19 protein-coding genes and 4 tRNA genes are annotated in these 21,416 nt (G+C 29.6%); 14 read left to right on the forward strand and 9 right to left on the reverse strand.

Annotated features, from left to right (window positions below; all coding sequences use genetic code 11):
* A partial coding sequence (locus L8W56_RS04420; protein ID WP_263659544.1) for a cache domain-containing protein occupies positions 1 to 1,029 on the reverse strand: 1,029 nt, incomplete at its 3' end.
* Positions 1,030 to 1,257: 228 nt separating this feature from the next.
* Here L8W56_RS04420 and L8W56_RS04425 point away from each other — a divergent pair.
* From L8W56_RS04425 to L8W56_RS04440, 4 genes are all read left to right on the forward strand, one after another.
* A tRNA-Gly gene (locus L8W56_RS04425) sits at positions 1,258 to 1,332 on the forward strand.
* Between the two features lie 9 nt (positions 1,333 to 1,341).
* A tRNA-Leu gene (locus tag L8W56_RS04430) sits at positions 1,342 to 1,430 on the forward strand.
* Positions 1,431 to 1,446: 16 nt separating this feature from the next.
* A tRNA-Cys gene (locus L8W56_RS04435) sits at positions 1,447 to 1,520 on the forward strand.
* Between the two features lie 35 nt (positions 1,521 to 1,555).
* A tRNA-Ser gene (locus L8W56_RS04440) sits at positions 1,556 to 1,643 on the forward strand.
* A gap of 74 nt (positions 1,644 to 1,717) precedes the next feature.
* Here L8W56_RS04440 and ilvD read toward each other — a convergent pair.
* Positions 1,718 to 3,394, reverse strand: coding sequence for a dihydroxy-acid dehydratase (gene ilvD / locus L8W56_RS04445; RefSeq protein WP_263659545.1), 1,677 nt, complete (start codon positions 3,392 to 3,394; stop codon positions 1,718 to 1,720).
* 134 nt (positions 3,395 to 3,528) lie between these two features.
* On the opposite strand from ilvD, the gene L8W56_RS04450 reads away from it, so the two are divergent.
* Positions 3,529 to 4,881, forward strand: a complete 1,353-nt coding sequence (locus L8W56_RS04450) for a Na+/H+ antiporter NhaC family protein (protein WP_412175485.1) — start codon at positions 3,529 to 3,531, stop codon at positions 4,879 to 4,881.
* Between the two features lie 24 nt (positions 4,882 to 4,905).
* Here L8W56_RS04450 and L8W56_RS04455 read toward each other — a convergent pair whose 3' ends face one another.
* Genes L8W56_RS04455 through L8W56_RS04465 form a run of 3 tightly spaced genes read right to left on the reverse strand, consistent with a single transcriptional unit; the run spans position 4,906 to position 6,842 of the window.
* Positions 4,906 to 5,304, reverse strand: a complete 399-nt coding sequence (locus tag L8W56_RS04455; protein ID WP_039629213.1) for a hypothetical protein — start codon at positions 5,302 to 5,304, stop codon at positions 4,906 to 4,908.
* 1 nt (position 5,305) lies between these two features.
* Positions 5,306 to 6,280 (reverse strand): phospholipase A, encoded by a 975-nt coding sequence (locus tag L8W56_RS04460; protein WP_263659547.1) that lies wholly within the window; start codon positions 6,278 to 6,280, stop codon positions 5,306 to 5,308.
* A complete protein-coding gene (locus tag L8W56_RS04465; RefSeq protein ID WP_263659548.1) occupies positions 6,243 to 6,842 on the reverse strand; it encodes a molybdenum cofactor guanylyltransferase in 600 nt (199 codons plus the stop codon). Before L8W56_RS04465 ends, L8W56_RS04460 begins: the two co-directional genes overlap by 38 nt.
* 41 nt (positions 6,843 to 6,883) lie before the next feature.
* Here L8W56_RS04465 and L8W56_RS04470 point away from each other — a divergent pair, with 41 nt between their 5' ends.
* Genes L8W56_RS04470 through L8W56_RS04500 form a run of 7 tightly spaced genes read left to right on the forward strand, consistent with a single transcriptional unit; the run spans position 6,884 to position 13,285 of the window.
* On the forward strand, positions 6,884 to 8,188 hold the full coding sequence (locus tag L8W56_RS04470; RefSeq protein WP_263659549.1) for an NFACT RNA binding domain-containing protein: 1,305 nt from the start codon (positions 6,884 to 6,886) through the stop codon (positions 8,186 to 8,188).
* 2 nt (positions 8,189 to 8,190) lie between these two features.
* Positions 8,191 to 8,511 (forward strand): hypothetical protein, encoded by a 321-nt coding sequence (locus L8W56_RS04475; RefSeq protein WP_133319048.1) that lies wholly within the window; start codon positions 8,191 to 8,193, stop codon positions 8,509 to 8,511.
* A gap of 11 nt (positions 8,512 to 8,522) precedes the next feature.
* Positions 8,523 to 9,251 carry a phosphatidate cytidylyltransferase gene (locus tag L8W56_RS04480; protein WP_220566711.1) on the forward strand — a complete coding sequence of 243 codons (729 nt, stop codon included), beginning with the start codon at positions 8,523 to 8,525 and terminating at the stop codon, positions 9,249 to 9,251.
* Positions 9,248 to 10,327: a 1-deoxy-D-xylulose-5-phosphate reductoisomerase gene (gene dxr, locus L8W56_RS04485; protein ID WP_263659550.1), complete on the forward strand. Its 1,080-nt coding sequence runs from the start codon at positions 9,248 to 9,250 to the stop codon at positions 10,325 to 10,327. Before L8W56_RS04480 ends, dxr begins: the two co-directional genes overlap by 4 nt.
* A complete protein-coding gene (locus tag L8W56_RS04490; RefSeq protein ID WP_220566709.1) occupies positions 10,324 to 11,712 on the forward strand; it encodes a M99 family carboxypeptidase catalytic domain-containing protein in 1,389 nt (462 codons plus the stop codon). Before dxr ends, L8W56_RS04490 begins: the two co-directional genes overlap by 4 nt.
* Complete coding sequence (tsaD, locus tag L8W56_RS04495) at positions 11,709 to 12,716, forward strand: tRNA (adenosine(37)-N6)-threonylcarbamoyltransferase complex transferase subunit TsaD (protein WP_263659551.1); 1,008 nt, start codon at positions 11,709 to 11,711, stop codon at positions 12,714 to 12,716. Before L8W56_RS04490 ends, tsaD begins: the two co-directional genes overlap by 4 nt.
* Entirely contained in the window at positions 12,713 to 13,285 is a 573-nt protein-coding gene (locus L8W56_RS04500) for a type II secretion system protein (protein WP_133319043.1), read from the forward strand. Before tsaD ends, L8W56_RS04500 begins: the two co-directional genes overlap by 4 nt.
* On the opposite strand, the gene L8W56_RS04505 is transcribed toward L8W56_RS04500, so the two are convergent.
* The 3 genes from L8W56_RS04505 to L8W56_RS04515 all read right to left on the reverse strand — a co-directional run bounded on the left by L8W56_RS04505 (position 13,282) and on the right by L8W56_RS04515 (position 18,595).
* Positions 13,282 to 14,961, reverse strand: a complete 1,680-nt coding sequence (locus tag L8W56_RS04505) for a ShlB/FhaC/HecB family hemolysin secretion/activation protein (RefSeq protein ID WP_263659552.1) — start codon at positions 14,959 to 14,961, stop codon at positions 13,282 to 13,284. The genes L8W56_RS04500 and L8W56_RS04505 overlap by 4 nt on opposite strands.
* Before the next feature lie 10 nt (positions 14,962 to 14,971).
* A complete protein-coding gene (locus L8W56_RS04510; protein ID WP_263659553.1) occupies positions 14,972 to 17,380 on the reverse strand; it encodes a hypothetical protein in 2,409 nt (802 codons plus the stop codon).
* A gap of 192 nt (positions 17,381 to 17,572) precedes the next feature.
* Positions 17,573 to 18,595 (reverse strand): filamentous hemagglutinin N-terminal domain-containing protein, encoded by a 1,023-nt coding sequence (locus L8W56_RS04515; protein ID WP_263659554.1) that lies wholly within the window; start codon positions 18,593 to 18,595, stop codon positions 17,573 to 17,575.
* Between the two features lie 164 nt (positions 18,596 to 18,759).
* Here L8W56_RS04515 and L8W56_RS04520 point away from each other — a divergent pair, with 164 nt between their 5' ends.
* Complete coding sequence (locus L8W56_RS04520; protein ID WP_263659555.1) at positions 18,760 to 20,388, forward strand: multidrug ABC transporter permease/ATP-binding protein; 1,629 nt, start codon at positions 18,760 to 18,762, stop codon at positions 20,386 to 20,388.
* A 9-nt stretch (positions 20,389 to 20,397) separates the two neighbouring features.
* A complete protein-coding gene (locus L8W56_RS04525; protein ID WP_133319039.1) occupies positions 20,398 to 20,871 on the forward strand; it encodes a GlcG/HbpS family heme-binding protein in 474 nt (157 codons plus the stop codon).
* Positions 20,872 to 20,895: 24 nt separating this feature from the next.
* Here L8W56_RS04525 and cgb read toward each other — a convergent pair whose 3' ends face one another.
* A complete protein-coding gene (gene cgb, locus L8W56_RS04530) occupies positions 20,896 to 21,324 on the reverse strand; it encodes a single-domain globin Cgb (RefSeq protein WP_133319038.1) in 429 nt (142 codons plus the stop codon).
* Between the last annotated feature and the right edge of the window lie 92 nt (positions 21,325 to 21,416).

Below are 21,416 nucleotides of genomic sequence, written 5' to 3' on the forward strand. Positions count from 1 at the left end.
CATAACTCCAAATTCATCATTAGTCTTAACATCTATCATAGCAGAATCTTTTGTTTTATGATTGATAAAGTCAAAGAAAGAGTTAAGGCCGGTTTGGATTTTTTGAAGTGGAGAAAGATTATATTGGATTACAAGTTTAACCACAAGTAGAGCGACTGCTATTGCTATTAAACCTACTATAATTTGAGCAGATAAGGCTTTTTTAATAGGATTTGTATAAGCACGATTTTCTGTAATTGTACAAACTTTAAAATTTTGATTTATGGTAGAATTACACATTACTTCATATAATGTATTTTTATCATCTTGAACTTGAAATAAAGAGTCTCTATTATCTGGATCTAAATAGTATGACGGATTTGTGTTTATAATTTTTGATATATTTATGCCTAATTGGTCTTTTGTTAGTATTTTATCTTGATTTTCGTGAAACATTATTTCACCTTCATTGTTGTATACTACCGCATAAGTAGTAGCAGATCTACCAAAAGCTAATACATCTTTAGAAAAAGAACTTAATGCATAATCGCCACCAACAACACCTATAAATTTTCCATTTTTGTATACAGGTGCAGCATATGTCATGGTAACGGTATTATCTGTTGATGACTTATAAGGATTAGTTGTAATAACTGTTTTTGCTTGTTTTGCTTGAGTATACCAAATACTATTTTGTAAATTAAATCCATTTTCAGGATTTAAAAATTTTCCATTTGATAAAAATACACCATTTAACTCTTCAATTCCAAAAAAAGTTAGTTGAAAATTAAAAGCTTTTTGAAAAGATGAAATAAGCGATAAAATCTGTTCTCTATCATCTAATGGTGCTTTAGAGAGTTCGCTTGCTAAAGTATTTATAGCATTTCTTTTGCTTTGACCATAATTATTAAAAGTTAGAGTTACATCATCCATTGTTTTTAATTGAACATCTTTTATGAGTTCAAAAGTATTGTTTTTGGTTTGAAAATAACCCAAAATACTAACTATACTTAATATGGTGATAATTAATAGTCCAACTATTGAAGTCATTTTGCCTGATACATTCAATTTTAACATTATTTTTGTGTTCTCCTTGTTTTTGATTTTTACCTTATATTTTAAAATATAATAATTTTATATCTAACTTTATCATTATATTTTAAAAAGTTTATTGTATTTACGGAATTATATTATAAAAAAATAATTTTTTTATTAATTTATAATAAAAATAATTTTTATATATATTTAAGATTAGTTTGATATAATTTCAACTTTAATGCGGGAATAGCTCAGGGGTAGAGCACAACCTTGCCAAGGTTGGGGTCGCGAGTTCGAATCTCGTTTCCCGCTCCATTATCACCCGCCCGGGTGGTGGAATTGGTAGACACAAGGGACTTAAAATCCCTCGGAATTTTTCTTCCGTGCCGGTTCAAGTCCGGCCTCGGGCACCACTTTTTGGTAACTCAAGGCGACATAGCCAAGCGGTAAGGCATGGGCCTGCAAAGCCTTGATCTCCGGTTCGAATCCGGATGTCGCCTCCAATGCGATGTTAATACTTGATATTTTTATTCTTTTACGGGAGATGGCTGAGTGGTCGAAAGCGGCGGTCTTGAAAACCGTTGAGGGTCACACCTCCAGGGGTTCGAATCCCTTTCTCCCGGCCACTTTAACATAATTTTTCATATTTTGTTTTACATTTAAAAAGATATTTCTTAATTTCTTTAAGAAATTAAGAAAATTATTCTAAGTCTAAAACCCCGCCTTTGCTAGCATTACTAACAAGCTTTTGATACATTTTAAGCCATCTTGAATTTATTTGCTTATAAGGCATTTTAAAATTTGCTTTGCGTTTAGCAATTTCATCTCGGGCTAAATTTGCATTAATGCTGTAAGTATCTACATCAATTTCTATCTCATCACCATCTTTTAAAAGCGCTATAAGTCCACCTTCTGCAGCCTCAGGAGAAATGTGACCTATACTAAGTCCTCTTGTAGCTCCGCTAAAACGACCATCTGTTATAAGTGCAACTTTAGCACCAAGCCCCATGCCTGTGAGTAATGAAGTCGGACTAAGCATTTCTTGCATGCCAGGTCCACCTTTTGGCCCTTCATAGCGTATCACGCACACATCGCCTTCTTTAACTTTACCTTTTATAATGCCTTTGATAGCTTCTTCTTGAGAGTTAAAACAAACCGCTTTTCCTTTGAATTTACGCTCGCCCATAATACCTGCAGTTTTTATCACACAGCCTTGCTCAGCTAAATTCCCAAAAAGTATAGTAAGCCCACCTACATTTGAATAGGCATTGTCTATTTTTTTTATAATGTTTTCATCTTTAATATCAGCATTCTCAACGCGCTCTTTTAAAGTTTTTCCACTAATATCTAGAGTGTCAAGTTCTAAAATATGGCCTGGTTTTTTGGCTATTTCAGCTATTACTGCACTTACTCCACCTGCTTTGTGTATATCTTCCATATATATTGTGTTTAAAGATGGAGCGATTTTGGCTATATGAGCCACATTAGCGCTGATGTGATTGAGCTCTTTTATATCCAAATTTACACCTGCTTCATAAGCAATGGCAAGCATATGTAAGATAGTATTTGAACTTCCACCCATAGCCATATCAACAACTAAAGCATTGTTAATGGACTTTTTAGTAATAATATTGCGAATTTTAAAACGCTCATCTAGTGCAATTTCACAAATTCTACGCGCAGCCTTTCTTAAAAGCTCTTCTCTTTCTTTGCTAAGTGCTAAAATAGTTCCATTTCCTTCTAGTGCTATACCCATAGCCTCGCATAAAGTATTCATAGAATTTGCAGTAAACATACCCGAGCAAGATCCACCGCTAGGACAAGCTTTGCATTCTATATCTTTTAAATCCTCTTCATCGATTTTTTTAGCCTCATAAGCTCCCACTGCTTCAAAAACAGAACTTAGACTGATTTTTTCTCCGTGTTTATTTACTCCCGCTTTCATAGGTCCACCACTAACGAAAATAGTCGGCACATTAACTCTTAAAGCCCCCATGAGCATACCTGGAGTAATTTTGTCACAATTTGGGATACAAATTAGTGCATCAAGTTGGTGTGCATTCATCACTGTTTCAATAGAGTTTGCGATGATTTCACGACTTGGTAAAGAATAAAGCATACCATCATGCCCCATAGCTATACCATCATCAACACCTATGGTGTTAAATTCAAAAGGAATACAGCCATTTTTTCGGATTTCATCTTTAATGATTTTTGCATATTCATTTAAGAAAAAATGTCCCGGGATGATATCTATATAGCTATTTGCTACACCTATAAAAGGCTTATTAAAATCTTCATCATTTAAGCCACATGCTCTAAGTAAAGAGCGATTTGGTGCTTTTAAGTGTCCTTTTTTGATTGCGTCACTTCTCATTTGTATCCTTTTTTAAAGTAAAAACTATCATTTTATGCTTTTATTTTGCAATTTTTGCTTAAATTTTTTAAACTTAAATAGTATTTTAAAGAAAATTATTTAAAATGTGCAATTATTTTGATTTAAGGAATGTAATGCTTTTAACTAATCCAGTATTTATAGGCGTTTTGTTAATGACGCTTTTGTGTTTTTTTAGGTTTAATGTTTTACTTAGTGTTTTGCTTTCTGGGCTTTTTGTAGGTATTTGGTCTAAATTTATGCATATGGAGCATTTAACTTTGATGGATTTTTTTACCCAACTTCCACAAGCTATGATGGATTCTATGAAAGTTTTAATTGATGGTATGCAAGGGAATTTGCAAACAGCACTAAGTTATATTTTGCTTGGAGCGGTGGCCGCTGCTATATCAAAAACTAATCTAACAGCATATTTGATTAAAATAGTTTCGCATTATATTTCACATAAAAAATATTTACTTATACTTTCTTTGGCACTTATTGCTTGTTTTTCGCAAAATTTAATCCCTATCCATGTAGCTTTTGTGCCTTTATTAATTCCACCTTTGTTGAAACTTTTTAATAAATTAAAAATAGATCGTAGAGCCATAGCTTGTGCATTAACTTTTGGACTTACCACACCTTATATGGTTGTGCCTTTAGGTTTTGGGCTTATTTTTCAAACTTTGCTTGTGGATAATTTAAATTCAAATGGGGTACAAATTAGCCTAGGAGAAGTTTCTCAAACTATGGCTTTTGCGGCTATTTGTATGTTAGTTGGTTTATTTTTGGCTGTATTTGTATTTTATGCTAAGCCAAGAGAATATCAAGAAGAGCAAATTGCCAAAATGGATTTTGAAAATCTAAAAATGAGTAAAAAAGAATGGGGAGTTTTAGCTGGCCTTGGATTGACTTTGATTTTGCAAATTTTGACGCACAATTTACCTTTATCAGGGCTTTTAGGTTTTGTTTTGATGGTGATTTTGGGTGGAGTAGAGTATAACAAAGTTAATTTAGTTTTTGATGATGGGCTTAAAATCATGGGTTATATAGCTTTTGTAATGCTTGTTGCTTCAGGATATGGAGAGGTTTTAAAACAAAGTGGAGGTATAGCTGAGCTTGTAAAAACAAGTGTGCCTTTTATGGAGCAAAGTCACTTTTTAGCTATTTTTATTATGCTAGCTATAGGTCTTTTAATCACTATAGGTATAGGCAGTTCTTTTGGTACTATTCCTATCATCGCTGCCTTATTTTGTCCTATATGTATAGAACTTGGTTTTTCACCTGCTGCGATTATTTTTATCATCGGTGTTGCTGGAGCTTTGGGCGATGCAGGATCACCTGCTAGTGAAACGACTTTGGGAGTGAGTGTAGGGCTTAATGCAGATAAGCAAGGTGATCATATAAAAGATACTTGTATACCAACCTTTTTATGCTTTAATGGCTCTTTGCTTATCTTGGGTAGTGTTATAGCATTTTTCTTAATTTAAAATATTAAAAGTCTAAAAAGGCTTTTAATATTCAAATTCTTCCATATAACCACAATCAATTGTAAGAATTTTCATTTGAAATGATTTTATAAACTCGATTATAGGTTCAACTCCACCATAAGGAAAAGAAATGGGGTAAAAATACAATTTGGCGATATTTTCCTCTATTTTTTCTATGGAGTGAAAATAGTATTCTCCATTTCCTATGCAGTCAAAAATATCATCAAACTCCCAACAATCTTTGCTTGAGAAATATTCTAATTCTTTTTTGCTGTAAAAATTATATATACTTTTATCTGTGTATAAATCTTCTATTTGTAAATTCTCATCTTTTAAGATTTTGATATAATTAAACAAATCGCACAATCTTTTAAAAGACTTTTCATTATTAATGATAAACTTAATAAAGCAAAATTTTTCCATTTTAATACATTAACAATATTCCACTTGAAAGTCTGCTTGAAGATTTATTATACTCAATAAGACTCTCGCCGTATCCGTTAAAATACTGAGTGTAAATATATAAGCCATTGTTAGAAATTTTATAAGCTCCACTTATTTCTACTGCACCGCGGTTATTAGCAAAATTTAAATTATTACGCCACAATATATTGATAAAATAATCATCTTGGGTATAAGCAAGATTAATATCAAAATTACCTAAATATTTTTCTATGTCAGGATTATCATCTTCTGAACTTTTTTCAGGAATTCTTAGCCAAACTCTAGGTATGAACATAAAATTGCCAAAAAACCATGCATTGCTTAGATAAATTCTATTCCATGATCTTGATTTTGGATCATTTTGCCCGTTAGATTCATGTAATAAGCCTATGTGTATATCTTTTAAATTCTCAAAAGCACCATATCCGCTTATAGGAAAGTTGATAAAAAATTCAGGTAAATAGTTTGTTTCTCTAAAAGGAGCAGAATGTTTATAAAGTTGCCACCATGAAATTTGCGTATAGCCTATGTTATAACTTTCATTTAAACCCAAAAGATTTTCAAAAAGAGTTTTTTTAAGGCTTACTTGAAATTTAGTTTCAGTGCTTTTATAATCTCTCTTGCTAAAACTATAAGAAACAGGCATAAAATAGCTAAGATTATGCGTGCTAATACCAAAGGGATTGTATGATTTTTCTGTGCCAAGGTAGTTTGCTAAAGCTTCATTTTTTGGATTAATATCATCTAATTTTTTCTCTTTGGATGTATTTTGCTCAAAATTAAAAGACTTTTCTAAACTTGCTTCTTTTTGTTTTTCTTTTAAAGCTAAGCTTTTATAAATTTGCATAGCTTTTTTGTACTTACCTTGATTTTCATATTCTAAGGCTTGATTGAATAAATCCTCATTTGCTAAAGCACTAAAAGCACATACTATGGGTAGAATTGTCTTTTTCATGAAGCCACTTTTTATATTCTTTAAAATAATTTAAATTTATAAACTCATTATCATCTTCAAATTCTATAAATTCTGCTTTCATTGTATCACAAAAAAGGGCTAATTTGTGGTTGTTTTCTTGTAAAAATTGCAAAGTTTTTTCAAAATTCCTACTATGGTAAAATCCACATAAATAATGCTTGTGTTTTTTTGTGCTTGCTAAGAGTATATTTTGTGATTTTAGATGATCAAAAAGCTTGTAAAAACTTTCTTTGTTTATGTTTGGAGTATCCACGCTAAGGATAAATACATAGGTATTTTTAAAATGTTTAAGTATGGAATTTAAGGCAATGAGTGGAGAGTAGTTGTTTAAATCCTCATCTAAAATAAGTGCTAAGTTTTTTTGATGAAATTTATCTTTTTTGCTGCTAATAAAAACTTGATTAAAAATCCTTGACATTTTTTCATATTGATAAAGAGTTAAGTTTTTATTATCTACTTGTAATAAGCTTTTATCTTCTCCCATACGCGAAGATTTTCCACCACATAAAATCACACAAGGATAGGGAATTTTTTCACTCATAAAAACCTCATAAATTCATCAAAATATTTTATAATACATTTATGAAATATACAGATTTAATACAAATAAAAGATTATTTTAAACAATTTCAAAGACTAAATTATCTCAAACGCCTTGATGATAATATCTTAGAGCTTAGCTTAGATCATCAAGCTTTTATACTAGACTTAACGCGTGGAAAAAGTGGAATTTACCAAGATAAACTCCAAGCAAAAGTCTATAATGCACCTTTTGATTTTATGCTAAAAAAATACTTTTCAAACGCAAAGATTTTAAATTTAGAAGTATTAGAAAATAATAGAATTTTATCTTTTGAAGTTTTATCGGAAAAATCTTATAAAGCTTATGGAGCTAAGATTTATTTTGAATTTACAGGAAAAAACACTAATGTAATCATCACAGACACCGATGATATTATCATAGAAGCTTTGCGTCATATAGATAAAAGCTACCGCGTTGTAAAAATAGGCGAAAAACTCCAAGCTTTAAAAGCTTATGAGATCAAAGAAGAATTTGTAAAGATTGATGATTTTAATGTGTATTTTAAAGAAAGTGCTAAAAAGTTACAGCAAGAGCGCATAAAAGATATTAAAGAAAATAAACTTTTAAATATAGATAAAAAAATCTTTACTCTTAAAGAGAGCATAGAAAATTTAGAACAAGAAAGTAATTTATTAAAAAAAGCTCAAGAGTTAAGCCAAAAAGCAGATGTTTTGTTTGCTAATTTAAATTCTTTAAAAGATTATCAAAGAGAATTTATTTTGCAAGATTTTAATGCAAATGAGCTTGCCTTTAAACTCGAAGATACACCTAAAAATAGTGCGAATGAATTTTATAAAATGGCTAAAAAGCTAAAACAAAAGGCTAAAAATATCAATATAGAAAGAGAAATTTTAAGTGAAAAACTTGATTTTTTAATAAATTTAAAAGACTTAATTGCTAAAAGCACCTCTTTGAGAGAATTAGAAGTTTTAATGCCTAAAAAAACGAAAAAAACAAAAAAAGAGGAACTAAATGCAGGGGTTAGTAGCTTTTATTTTGATGAGTTTAAAATCAGCGTAGGACGCAATGAAAAAGCTAATGAGTATTTATTAAAAATAGCTAAAAAAGATGATATTTGGCTGCATGTGAAAGATTATCCTAGTGCACATGTGATCATTACTTCAAATAAATTAAAAATAAGTCAATTAGTGCTAGAATTTGCAGCAAAGCTTTGTGTGGAATTTTCCAAGCTAAGTTCTGGAGTTTATTTGGTCGATTATACTAGTAAGAATTTTGTAAAAATAAAAGAAAAGGCTTTTGTAAATTATACAAATTATAAGACTTTAAGCGTTTTAAAGGAGTAAGTATGCCTATAAGTCCCATAGGTGGTATTCATTTTGCTAACCAAAATGCACCAGTACATTCAGCACAAGCTAGTAATGAATTGGCAAAAGATTCTTTTGCAACTTTGGTAAATATGAGTGAATTTCAAGCAAAAGAAAAGGCGGTTGAAAAACTTGAAAAAGTTAATCAAACTCATGAAGTAAGTGATGAAGTAAAAGAAAGGCAAGAGGAAGAAAAAAAGCATTCTAAACATCATCAAGAACAAGAGCAAGAAGATGAAGATGAACAAGAGGGGCAAGAAGTAGTTAAAAAAAGTTCTCATTTGCTTGATTTAAGTATATAGAAAGGATAAAAATGTTTTCAAAGACAAGAATTCTTAGTGCTATTGTGATGATAGCTGTGATAGCTGTTGTTGCTTTGGTGGATAATTTTTTGATTAATTTTGCGATTTTTGGTGTTTTATTGTTTTTGGCATTTAATGAAGCAAAAACTATGTTTAAAAGCAAACATGCAAGTGTTTTTGTAGCTTTGTGTGTTTTTGCAATAGGAGCATTTTTAGATAAACCTTTCTTTATAGGCCTTTTGGCTTTGATTTTGATTTTAGGATATTTAGTTTATAAAAAAAGTGAAAATTTAAATGAACTTATGCCTTATATATATCCTACTTTACCTATTTTAATGCTTTATCAAGTATTAAGTTATGAGGGTATGTTTGTATTATTTTGGCTTATAGTGATTGTCGTTGCTTGCGATAGTGGGGCGTATTTTATAGGAAAACTAATTGGCGAGAGAGCTTTTTCTCTAACAAGTCCAAATAAAACCTTAGAAGGTGTTGTAGGTGGCATTGTTTGTGCGGGGATTTTAGGAACCATCATAGGCTCTTTTGAATTTAGCTTGGTAAAAAGTATTTATATATCTTTAATCGTAGCTATTTTTGCTGTGATAGGGGATTTGCTTGAGAGTTATTTTAAAAGACAAGCAGGTATTAAAGATAGTGGTAATTTAATCCCAGGGCATGGGGGAGTTTTAGATAGAATTGATGCTGTTATCATTGCAGCATTTGCAATGGCAACTTTAGTATGATCGTACTTGGAAGCACGGGAAGTATAGGAGTTAATACTCTTTTTATTGCTAAAGAAAAAAACATAAACATAGAAGCCTTATCTTGTGGTAAAAATATCAAGCTTTTAAATGAGCAAATAGCTCTTTTTAAGCCTAAATTTGTATGTATACAAGATGAAAAAGATAAAACCTTAGTTGATCATGATAGGATTTTTTGTGGTCAAGATGGTTTAAAAGCGATGATAGCTGAGTGCAAAAGTTCTTTAGTGGTAAATGCTATAGTAGGTTTTGCAGGCTTAAGTTCAAGTCTTATGGTGCAAAAGCTTGGTAAAATTTTAGCCTTGGCAAACAAAGAAAGCCTAGTAGTAGCAGGGAAATTTTTTGACACTTCTAAGATTAAAGCCATAGATAGCGAACATGCAGCACTAAAGTGCTTGATAGATAAAAGAAAAGATATTAAAAAGCTTTTTATCACGGCAAGTGGCGGGGCCTTTTATAATTATAAAATCAAAGATTTAAAAAATGTCAGTGTAAAAGAAGCTCTTAAGCATCCTAACTGGAGCATGGGAGCTAAGATCACCATAGATAGTGCTAGCATGTGTAATAAACTTTTTGAAATTATCGAAGCTTATCATCTTTACGGTATTAAACAAATAGATGCTTTGATAGAAAGAAAGTCTTTAGTGCATGCTTTATGTGAATTTAAAGATGGTGGTATGAGTGCATATTTTTCTCATGCAAATATGCGTTTGTCTATAGCTCAAGCTATTTTAGATGAGCATGAACAAAGCTTTATAGAAAATTTGGATTTGTTAGCTATGCCAAGTTTAAAATTTGAAAAAATTAGTTTAAAAAAATATCCTATATTTTCACTTAAAGATGAGCTTTTGAAAAAGCCTGACTTGGGTGTGATTATAAATAGTGCAAATGAATATATGGTGTATCAATTTTTAGCCCAAAAAGCGCAGTTTTTAGACATAACCAAGGGTATTTTTAAAGCATTGGATTATTTTGGTGTGCCAAAGATTAACCAAATTGAAGATGTTTTTGAGTATGATAAGCAAGTTAGGCTTTATTTAGATAAGGAAATGAAGTGAGATATTTTTTAAGTATTTTGATTTTTATAAATGTGGTTTTTGCTTTAGAGTTTAGCGTTAAAGAAAATGGAAAAAGTTTAGATGATAATAATACGGTTTTAATCCTTGGAGGTATACAAGGAGACGAACCAGGTGGGTTTCATGCTGCTAGTTTGCTTTTGAGTGATTATAATATCACTAAAGGTAAAATTATTGTCGCACCAAATTTAGCTTTTGAAAGTATTATTGCTAGAAATAGAGGAAATTTTGGAGATTTAAATAGAAAATTTGCCCATATAGATGAAAACGATCCTGATTTTCACACTATAGAGCGCATAAAAAAGCTTATTTTGGAACCTGAGGTAAATATGGTTATAAATTTGCACGATGGAAGTGGATTTTATAGACCTCAATATGAAAGCAAAGATAAAAATCCAAATCGCTGGGGCAATACTAGTATTATTGATCAAAGTGAGGTAAATTCTACTAAATATGCAGATTTGGAAAATATTGCTAAAGAAGCAGTGGAAAATATCAATAAAGCTTTGGTTAAAGAAGAACATCAATATCATTTAAAAAACACCAAAACCCAAGAAAGCAATGATAAAGATATGCTAAAGGCTTTAACTTATTTTGTGGTGTCAAATCACAAAGCAGCTTTTGCTAATGAAGCGAGCAAAAATTTACCAACGCATTTAAGAGTATATTATCATCTTTTGGCAGTGGAATATTATCTAAAAAAGGCAAATATAGAATTTCAAAGAACTTTCGATTTAACTCCAAATGGAGTTTATAGAGCTATTGAAAAGCCTTTAGAGGTAAAACTTTTTAATGATAAAATTTTACTTTATCTTGATAAACCTGCTAGTGCTATAAATTTTTTACCTTTTCCTATTAATCAAGCTTTAAATTATGAAGCAAGTAATGAGATTACTGCAGTAATTTCCAATGCTAACTCATATTCAATCAATTATGGCAATCGCTTGCAAACAAGATTGTATCCTGAATATTTTGAATTTTCAAATGCTCTAGATAGTGTTGAAGTGATAGTAGATGGAAAAAATATACAAACAAATTTTGCTCAAAAAATTATGGTAAAAGATAATTTTAAAATACCTTCTATAGCAGGTGTAAGAGTTAATGTTATAGGTTTTGATAGAGGTGTTGATGAAAGTGATATTGTTATAAGCAAAAACCAAATGCAAAGCCGTTATTCTTTGGATAAAAAAAGAAAAATTTACAGAGTAGAATTTTATGAGCTAAAGAATGCAAATTTAGCCGATCAAGTTTTAGAAAGAAAGACTAATTTTAAAGAAATTAAAAAAGCAAATATACCTGCAAAAGCCATAGAAAAAGCAGAACAAAAAGACAAATTTATCGGTATGATTTTAGTGGAATTTCAATGAGAGATTTGATTCTTGCCATAGAAAGTTCTTGTGATGATAGTTCTATTGCTATCATTAATAAAAATAGCTTTGAGTGTATCTTTCATACAAAAATTTCTCAAGAAAATGCCCATAGTGCTTATGGAGGGGTGGTGCCCGAGCTTGCCGCAAGATTACATAGTGAAGCTTTACCTAAGATTTTAAAAAGATGCCAAAAATACTTTGATAAACTTTGCGCCATAGCAGTTACAAATGAACCTGGCCTTAGTGTGAGTTTGATAGGTGGGGTAGCTATGGCTAAAATGCTTGCTATTAGTTTAAATTTACCGCTCATTGCGATTAATCATCTAAAAGGGCATATTTATTCTATGTTTTTAGATAAAAAAGCTAATTTTGATATGGGTGTATTGCTTGTAAGTGGTGGGCATACTATGGTGCTTTTTATTAATGAGCAAGGTAAAATCACAGAATTAGCAAGAACAACCGACGATAGCTTTGGAGAAAGCTTTGATAAAGTAGCAAAAATGATGGATCTTGGTTATCCTGGCGGAGCTATCATAGAAAATTTAGCTAAAAATGTAAAAGAAAATGATTTAGAATTTAGCATACCCTTGCTTCATTCTAAAGATTTAGCTTATAGTTTTTCAGGACTTAAAAACCAAGTGCGTTTGGAAATTTTAAAAGAAGAATTAAGTTTGGAGCGTAAAAGTAAAATTGCCTTTGCATTTCAAAAAGCAGCCATAGCTCATATTTTAAACAAGTTAGAAAAATTTTTTAAAGAGTATAAATTTAAACGCTTTGGTATAGTAGGCGGAGCTAGTGCAAATTTAAGCTTAAGAAGTCAAATAGAGCATTTATGTCAAAGTTATCAATGTGAGCTTTTGCTAGCTCCGCTTGAGTATTGTTCGGATAATGCTTTGATGATAGCAAGGGCAGCTTGTGAGGCTTATGAGCGTAAAGAATTTGTAAATATAGAAGATGATCTTATAAAGCCTAAGGTAAAAAACTTACAAGGCATATTATGAAAAAAGCTTTTACTATTATAGAGCTTGTGTTTGTAGTAATTATACTTGGAGTTTTAGCTGCGGTTGCTCTGCCAAAATTTAGCACAAGTAAAGATGAGGCAAGTGTAGTTCAAGCTTTGGGAAATTTAAAAATTTTTATTAATGATATAAGTGCTTATATATTAAAAAATGAAAGTCTTTCAAATATAGCTTTAATGAGCAATGTAGCAAATATAAAAAATGAAGATTTATCAACTTTGCAAAATTCCACCAAAGAGCTTGATTTTAGTGTGGGAAATGATGAGCAGTGTTTTAAAGTGCTTTTTGTAGATAAAGAAAGTGTTTTGCTTTTAGCGCTTATGGTAGATAATGCTCAAAAAAGCAAAGCCCAAAATATAGCAGATTTAAAAAATCAAGCTTTGAAAGATCCTAAAAATCAAAGCATAAAAACTCAATTAGATGAGGCTTTAAATGCTTTTAGTCAAAGTGAATTTGCAAGCACTTCAAAATCTAAAGCTTGTCAAGGTCTAATCCACTCTAAAGCTTTTAAAGATTTAGCTACTAGAGTGTATTTTCTAAGTGGTAGTTAAAAATACACCCCACCACTTAAATACAATTTCATTCTATGTTCATCATCGTATTTATATTGATGTAATGCTCTTGCTGCATCAAGCTTTATATAATACTCATTAGCTTTATTATAAAGTATTTGTAAGCCTACTGCATCTAAAAAATGCTCATCTGCTAATCTATCCCCTGAAGCTTTTTCATACCAAGCATAACCTACATCATAAAAGGGAGTAAAATAAAAATTAGTATTTGGTATATTTATTCTTATACCAAAGTTAGCTACTATGGTATTATCTCCATCACCTTCTCCATTATCATAAGCTCTTACTCCATAAGCTCCACCTAAAGATGAACTCTCAGAAGAATCTAATTCAAAATTCCCTAATACCTTTTGATAGTTTATATTTAAAGTATGAGTAATATACTCATTAATACTATAATAATTATTCAAACTAGCATTGAGTTTTCTAAACCAACCCATGCCATTACTATTATTTTTATAATTAGTGCCTAAAAAATTAACCCCATCGTCATAGACCTTGCCTAGGTTGATTTTGGTACTATAAATAAAAGTGTTATGAAAATTTCTAAATAAACCTTCTAAACCCATACTACCTACATTAGAATGCTTATTAAAAGTTAAAAATCCAGCACTTGTATCACTAAGTATTTTATGATAAATACTTGAAGTAAAGTAAAATGATGAATTGGTATTAATCCACACAGGATAAGAAAAGTCTATACCGAAATTTCTAGAAGTACCATAAAATCCGGCATTTTCATAATCTTCTCCCAAGGAATAATTTCCTTTTGATACACTTGGAGTAATTTTTAAATTTCCTAAAAAGAAAGTATAACTAGCCCCATAGTTAATTTGTTTTTCATTGCTTGATTGTAAGTAAAAATTATAATAATCTCCCATATTAAATATAGAATTAAATCCCATGCTGATGCCTATTCTATATTTACCAGAACTTTCAATACCATAATTATCAGCATATAATAATACATTAGCCTTAGTATCAGGAACTACTTCTATAACTACATCAGTTTCTCCTGCATTCTCTCCTGCTTGTAAGCCTGCTAGGGTTTGTACTCCATACATTTCATTGACTTTATATGCGCTATCTTCTATTAATTTAGTGGAGATAATTCTACCTTTAAGTTTTTTATCTAATTTATCTTTTATGAAATGATCTTTGATCGAGGTTTTGTTTTCTATTATGTGTTTTCCAAATACTCCTAAAGCAATGTTTAGTTCTATATTGCCATCTTCAAAATTTTGTTTTGGAATAAACACTGTTGCAGCAGGATAGCCATTAACTTGGAAATAATAAGCAACAATATTTGATACATCTTGCAAATCTTGGATATTAAATTTTTTCTGTTCATAATTTAATATGAGATTATGTAATTCCTCTTCTTCAATTCCTAAATTTTCAAAATCAATTCCTTTGTTTGTGATGTGAAAATTATAGTGAGTAAGTATTTCTTTTTCATAATGTTCTTGGTGTGTATTTATGATTTCTCTAGCATCTTGAAATTTTTCATAATTTTGTTCGGTTTTTAAATTTTCTTTTAAAGCTTTGTTTTGTGGTATATTTCTATCAGGAGATAATTCTATTATTTTTATATTGTCATTTGTAGCTCGTAAAGCACATGTTAAAATTAAGGTGCAAACAATAATCTTATGCATTTAACTTTCTTTAATTAGCACATGGGTTCATAGCTTTAAACCCATCGCTTACAATACAAGTTTTTTTACGAGCTTCTATATCAAGTTCCCCAATTTCTTTGATTATTATTTCATCTTTAACTAAATCATCTCCTAAAGAATTAAATAAAAATAAATTAGCAATATTGTCATTAATCATTGCAGGATAGTTTTGATTATTGTTTAGACTTGATTTTGCTTGATTGTTTTCTAGTGTAGGAATGCTAGGAATACTAGGTGTTAGATCGGTCCAAGGTAAATCAGGTTCAATAGGAATGCTAGGTGTTAGATCAATGCTTTCTAAAATAGGTTTATATAAGTCATATTGATAATCTCCCATTATTAAAAAACTACCTTTATTGTGTTGATATTCTATTTTATTTTTAATTTCTGCTAATCCTAATTTGGAAGCTATTGTTTCTTGTTGTTTTTCTAGCATATTGATATTTTTAAGTAATTGAGCTAGCTTATTAGGATCTAGTGAAGAATTGTTTTTTATATAGTCATTATAAGATTTTTCTGCTATTTGAAGTTGTAATTTTATATTTTCCAATTCTTTTAGAAGTTGTTGTGAATTTAAAACTATATCTTTTAATTCTCCTTTTAGAATTTCTAATATACTTATTTTTTTCTCAATTGTTTTGTCTATATTTGATTTTATATTGTTTTGATAAAAATCTTTTACACCTTCTTCAAATTTATCATTATTTGCATTATTTAATCCGTTGTTTTGATAAGCCATTATAAAATCTAAACTTTGAACTATCTTCAAGGCTTGTGATTTATTATTTGCTGTATCTTTGATGAAGTATTTTGCCACAAAATCTACTTTTTCATCTTCTGTCATTAGATTATAATCTTTTTCTGCTAACATATCCAATAAAACATCAATATATATTTTATAATGCTGATTGATAAGATCTGCTAGAATTTCATTTTTGATGACATCTTCATATAAATCATCTTTACCAAGGATGGCTTCTTCTTGTATGATATTGTCTATATTTGGGTAATTAATTTCTATTTTATTTGAAAAATCTGGTTTTTTTGGTAGTTCTATAATAGGTCTTGCTATTGTATTATCTTTACTTAAAAAATCTTCAAATTTTAAATTTTTATTATCATCATTATAGGTATGAATATTAATTTTCATATCTTTCCATAATTTTAAGTCGCTAAAAACATCATTAAAATCATTTTCATGATGATAAATATGTATATTCTTAAAAGCTAAATTTACATTTTTATCGTTATAGGCACTAATAAATTTTCCACTTAAATTTTTACCATCACTTGCAAAAGATTGTATTTGGGAGTCATTTTCAAAAAATAAATATATATTTTTAAAATCTAAATTAAATTTTTGAAACATTGAACGCCCTTCAATATATCCGATAAACCCAGCAGCATTGGCAAAGTCTTTTTGTCCATAAGCTTGTATATTTTTTATATCATATATGCTTATGTTAGAAAAACTTCCTTTACCTTCTTTTTGAATCCATCCTGCAAAACCTCCAACATTTACCATTCCGCTTTTGTCTTTTTCAATCTTGCCTGAAATAGTGTCAATATTTTTTATTGTGATATTTGAAAGAGATAAATTATCACTTCTATATCCTTCTATTTTTCCTGCAAAGCCACCACTTGCAGCACGAGTGCCTTCCATGGAGTTGTTATTAATGCTTTCTATTTTTTCAGCTTCTATGCTAATATTATCAAAAACACCTCCATTAGCAAAACCTACAAACCCGCCAGCATAAGCATTTCCTGTATCAAAAAAATCTTCTTCCAATGAGCCATCTTTGTTATCTTGACTAATGCTTTTTACATTTTTAACACGCACATTGATGTTTTTAAAATAAGTATCACCAGAATCAATACTTCCTACAAACCCGCCAGCATAAGTATGGCGTAAAGTAGTAAAAGTGGAGGTTATGTTGTTTATATCTAAATTTATATTTTCAAGATCAGCATAGCCTATATTACCTGAAAAACCACCTGTAACAAAGCCTCCATTAATTTCATCAATTTGTCTTATATCGATATTGCTAAATTTTCCTCCCCATACTTCTCCGGCAAAACCACCCGTATATGTTGCTTTTGTTGTTTTATCATTAATAATTTTATTTATTTGTGATATGTTTATATTTTCAAATTTTCCATTGTTAATTCCACCTACAAAACCTCCAATATGTGATCTATTTTCAAGGCTAATACCGCTGATTTCTCCTATTGATTTTATATCAATCTTGTTAAAGTTAGCACCATTAACATATCCTATAAAACCTCCTGCGTAGAGGTTGTTTTTATTTTGTGTAGAGATTTTAGAGATATTTTTTAACTCTATATTTTCAAATTTACTACCACCACTTGCATGTCCTACAAAACCTCCAGTATACATTGAGTTTGATAGAATAGAATTATCGTTATAATCAATTATTATATTTTTAAATTCAGAACCATTAGCATTTCCAAATATACCAACATATCTTAAAGAATCTGATAATACATTTGTATCTATGAATATATTTTTTAAAGCAAAATTTTGTCCGTCAAAAATTTTATTATAAAAGCTATTATCTTCTATAATTTCTCAATTATCATTGTAAATAGGATCTTTATATCCTACTATCATATTGGTGCAACCATATCCTTCTATACAGTAATTTGCATAGTTTTTTCCTTTAAAATCTATATCATTTGTTAGTCTGTATTCAGTAGCTGTATTTCTAAAATCTTTTTTATTTTCATTCCAACCTTTGGCAAAATGCCACCAATCAACATCTGAAGATATTCCTACAAAATCATATATGTTAAAAGAGTTATTATTATGTTTTATATTTTGAAAATCAGCTTGTTTAAGTTTATCAAAAACTGCAAAAGAATTAGGATTGTAGTAATATCCACTAGCATTTAAATATATAGAACCTCTTTCTTTAGCACTTACTTCTAATTTTGATAAAGAATTTGCGTTTATATTTGATGTATCAATGTCTATTTCGTTTCCTATAAGTTTGATGTTTTTTGAGTTGATTTTAGTTAATAAATCATTTGAATTTTTAATATTTGAATTTAATAAAATTTTATTTCCTATAAAGACAACTTCTTCAGCGTTAATATTTCCCATATTAACTACATTGCCATTGTTTTTATCTAATTTTATAATGGGTGATTGTATGGTGTTTGTTTTTCCATTTGCAAATTTTTGTATTTCATCAGAACTTATTGATGAGGTTGAAGCTACAAAGCGATTGGCATTGATAGTTCCTGTTTTAGTTATGATTACTCCATTAGGATTGATTAAAAAGACATTATTGCCACTTGCATTTAATAAACCTTCTATGGTGGATTTACTTGTACCATGAGCAATGTTTAGGTAGTTTTTATTGTTTCCATTAAAATTTACACTTTCACCTTTGCCTATGCTAAAGCCACCACCCCATTGTATTACAGAATTTTGCCCATTTCCGTGGATATTCATATGATTATCATTTATGCTAATAGAACCACTAGTTCCATGTGTAAATTTACCACCACTAGGTAGCGCTAGACTTTGATCAAATAAGATAGAAATAACAATACCAGATAAAAGAATATGGTTAGAAAAACTAGACATCAGCTATCCTTAAATAATTATTAATATCAATATGTAATTTTTAAATATATTATAACAAAATTTATTTATAGTTAAATAAAAATAAATAAACATAAACAATATAAATAATTTATTATGCATATTTTTGTTATATAATTTACTTTTAGAGTTAAGGTTTAGATTAAATGAAATTTTTAGTTTTTTTATTTAAAGAAAGCAAATTAAAAATCATTCTTTTTTTGCTTTTTAGTATTTTTACGAGTATATTAGGTGTATTGACTTTAGTTTTTATCAATGAATTTTTATTAAAAGCTAATCTTGAAAACTCAAATATTATCGTGTATTTTGTGCTTTTGTTGCTTGTATTTTTTGCGAGTTCTTCTTTTGTAGAAATTGCTTTAAGCTCGTTTGGACAAAGTTTTATTTTTAAAATGCAAAGAAGGGTTGTAAAGCAAATTTTAGATACAAGTGTTTTGAGTATTTTAAATACTACTAAAGCAAAGATTTTGGCTTCTTTGAATAATGATGTGCGTAGTATTTCTTTTGGACTTTTAAGACTTCCTGAATTCATACAATCAAGTGTTTTGATTATTTGTGTAAGTGCTTATATAGCTTATCTTTCTTTAGAAATTTTCTTTTTGTGTTTTGTGTGGATAGTGTGCGTTTTTTTGGTGGATAATTTTTTAATGAGTAAGGTGTATTTTTATTTTAAAAATGCTAGGGAAAATGATGATGCTTTGCAAAAAAACTATCAAAATATTTTACAAGGGCATAAAGAATTAACCTTAAATCCTTTAAGGGCAAAGTATTATTATGAAAACGAGTTTGAAAAAAATGCTCTAAAAAAGAAAAAAAGCTCCACTATAGGAAATATCTTACATATCTTATCTAATAATTGGAGTAATAGTGCCATGCTAGCTTTAGTAGGAGTGGAGTTTTATATAGCTTTAAGCTATGAACTTGCTAGTTTGCAAAGTGCTACTACTATTGCTTTAAGCGTGCTTTTTTTAAGATCACCACTTGGAGCTATGATAGGAAGTTTTCCTACGCTTATGATGGCAAAAATCGCTTTAGATAAAATTTCAAATTTAAATTTAGAAAATTATTCTCATGAGTTTAAATTCAGTCAAAATAAAAAAACTTGGCAAAAACTTTGTTTTAAAGATGTATCTTTTTCTTATAATGAAAATTTTGCACTAAAACCTGTAAATTTTGAGCTTAAAAAGGGCGAATGCGTATTTTTAATAGGTAAAAATGGTAGTGGTAAATCTACTTTTTCTATGATTTTAGCAGGACTTTTTATAGACTTTAAAGGGGATATTTTTTTAGATGATGAAAAAATAACTTCAGAAAATATTTATGAATATAGAAGTTTAATTAGTGCGATTTTTAGTGATTTTCATTTATTTGAGCATGTTTTAGAAGATGAGAAATTTAGCAAAGAAGACTTGGTATACTGGCTTGAAATTTTAGAACTAAATGAAAAAGTAGAGCTTGTGGAAAATAATTTTAGCACTATAAAGCTCTCGGCTGGACAAAAAAAGCGCCTTGCTATGCTTAATGCTTTACTTGAAAAAAGAGATATTTTAATATTAGATGAGTGGGCAGCTGATCAAGATCCTATGTTTAGAAAGTTTTTTTACACTAAGCTTTTGCCACTTTTAAAGCAAAAAGGCATTACAATATTTGCTATAACACATGATGAAGTATATTTTGACATGGCTGATAGAATTTTACTCGCACAAAATGGTCAAATTTGTGAATTAAAAGGCGATATTAAAGAACTAGCAAAAAATGCAGTAGAAAAATTTTAAAGGATAAAAATGAAAAAATTATTTATTTTATGTTTATTTTTAGGAGTAAGTTTGATGGCAAAATCTTTTGAGCTTGTAAAAGAGCCTGTTCTAACTTCGCAAATGGTTGAAGGGATTTTGGATCTTGCAAAGAAAGAAGCAAGAAAAAATGGCTTTCATGTAAGTATTACCATAGTAGATAAATCTGGTCAAATTTTAGCAGTTTTAAGAGATGATAAAGCAGGTGTGCATACGATTAATGCTAGTTATAAAAAAGCCTACACAGCCACTTCGCAAAAAAGAGAAACAGCAGTTATTTTTAAAGGTGTAAAAGAGGGTAAAATACCTGAAGATATTCGTTATTTAGATGATAAGTTTTCTATTATGCCTGGTGGGGTACCGATTTTTATAGATGGAGTTGTTGTTGGTGGTATAGGTGTGGGTGGAGCACACTTAGATGAGGATGTAAAAATAGCAAAAGCAGGGATAGCGTTTTTAAAATAGGCTTTGAAAAATCAAAGCCTATTGTCACTTAGCTTTTGCATAAATTTCTTTTTCAATGTTTATGTAAAATTGTGCGATAGCTTTGTAAGCTTCTTCCCAAGCTTTTAGTGTAGTTTCATCTGCATTTAACACTACTTTAATAGCCTTTAAAAGACAAGCACCTACTATAGGGTAATGCTCCTCTTTGACATTTAATTTTGTATGAGTGATAGCTACTTTATCAACAAAGCTTCTCATATTTTCTAAATTTTCTACATTTTTTGCTGCCATTAAAATAGCCATTGCTAAAGCTTTTGGTTGCTCGCCTGAAGCTTGTTTTTCCATATTAAACATAGGTTTTACTTCAGGATATTCTTCAAACATGATTTTATAAAATTCTTTTGTCAAAACTTCACCATTTTTTTGTAAAATTGGTACACAATCTTTGATGATTTGAATTTGCTCTTGTGTCATTTTATCTCCTTTGTATATTGTATTTTTGATGATTATATAAAAATAAGAGAAAAAATATCTTGATTTATGTTAATTTTGTATTATTTTAAATT

The sequence above is a fragment of the Campylobacter sp. IFREMER_LSEM_CL1085 genome (genome assembly GCF_025772235.1).
Classification (GTDB): Bacteria; Campylobacterota; Campylobacteria; order Campylobacterales; family Campylobacteraceae; genus Campylobacter_D; species Campylobacter_D lari_D.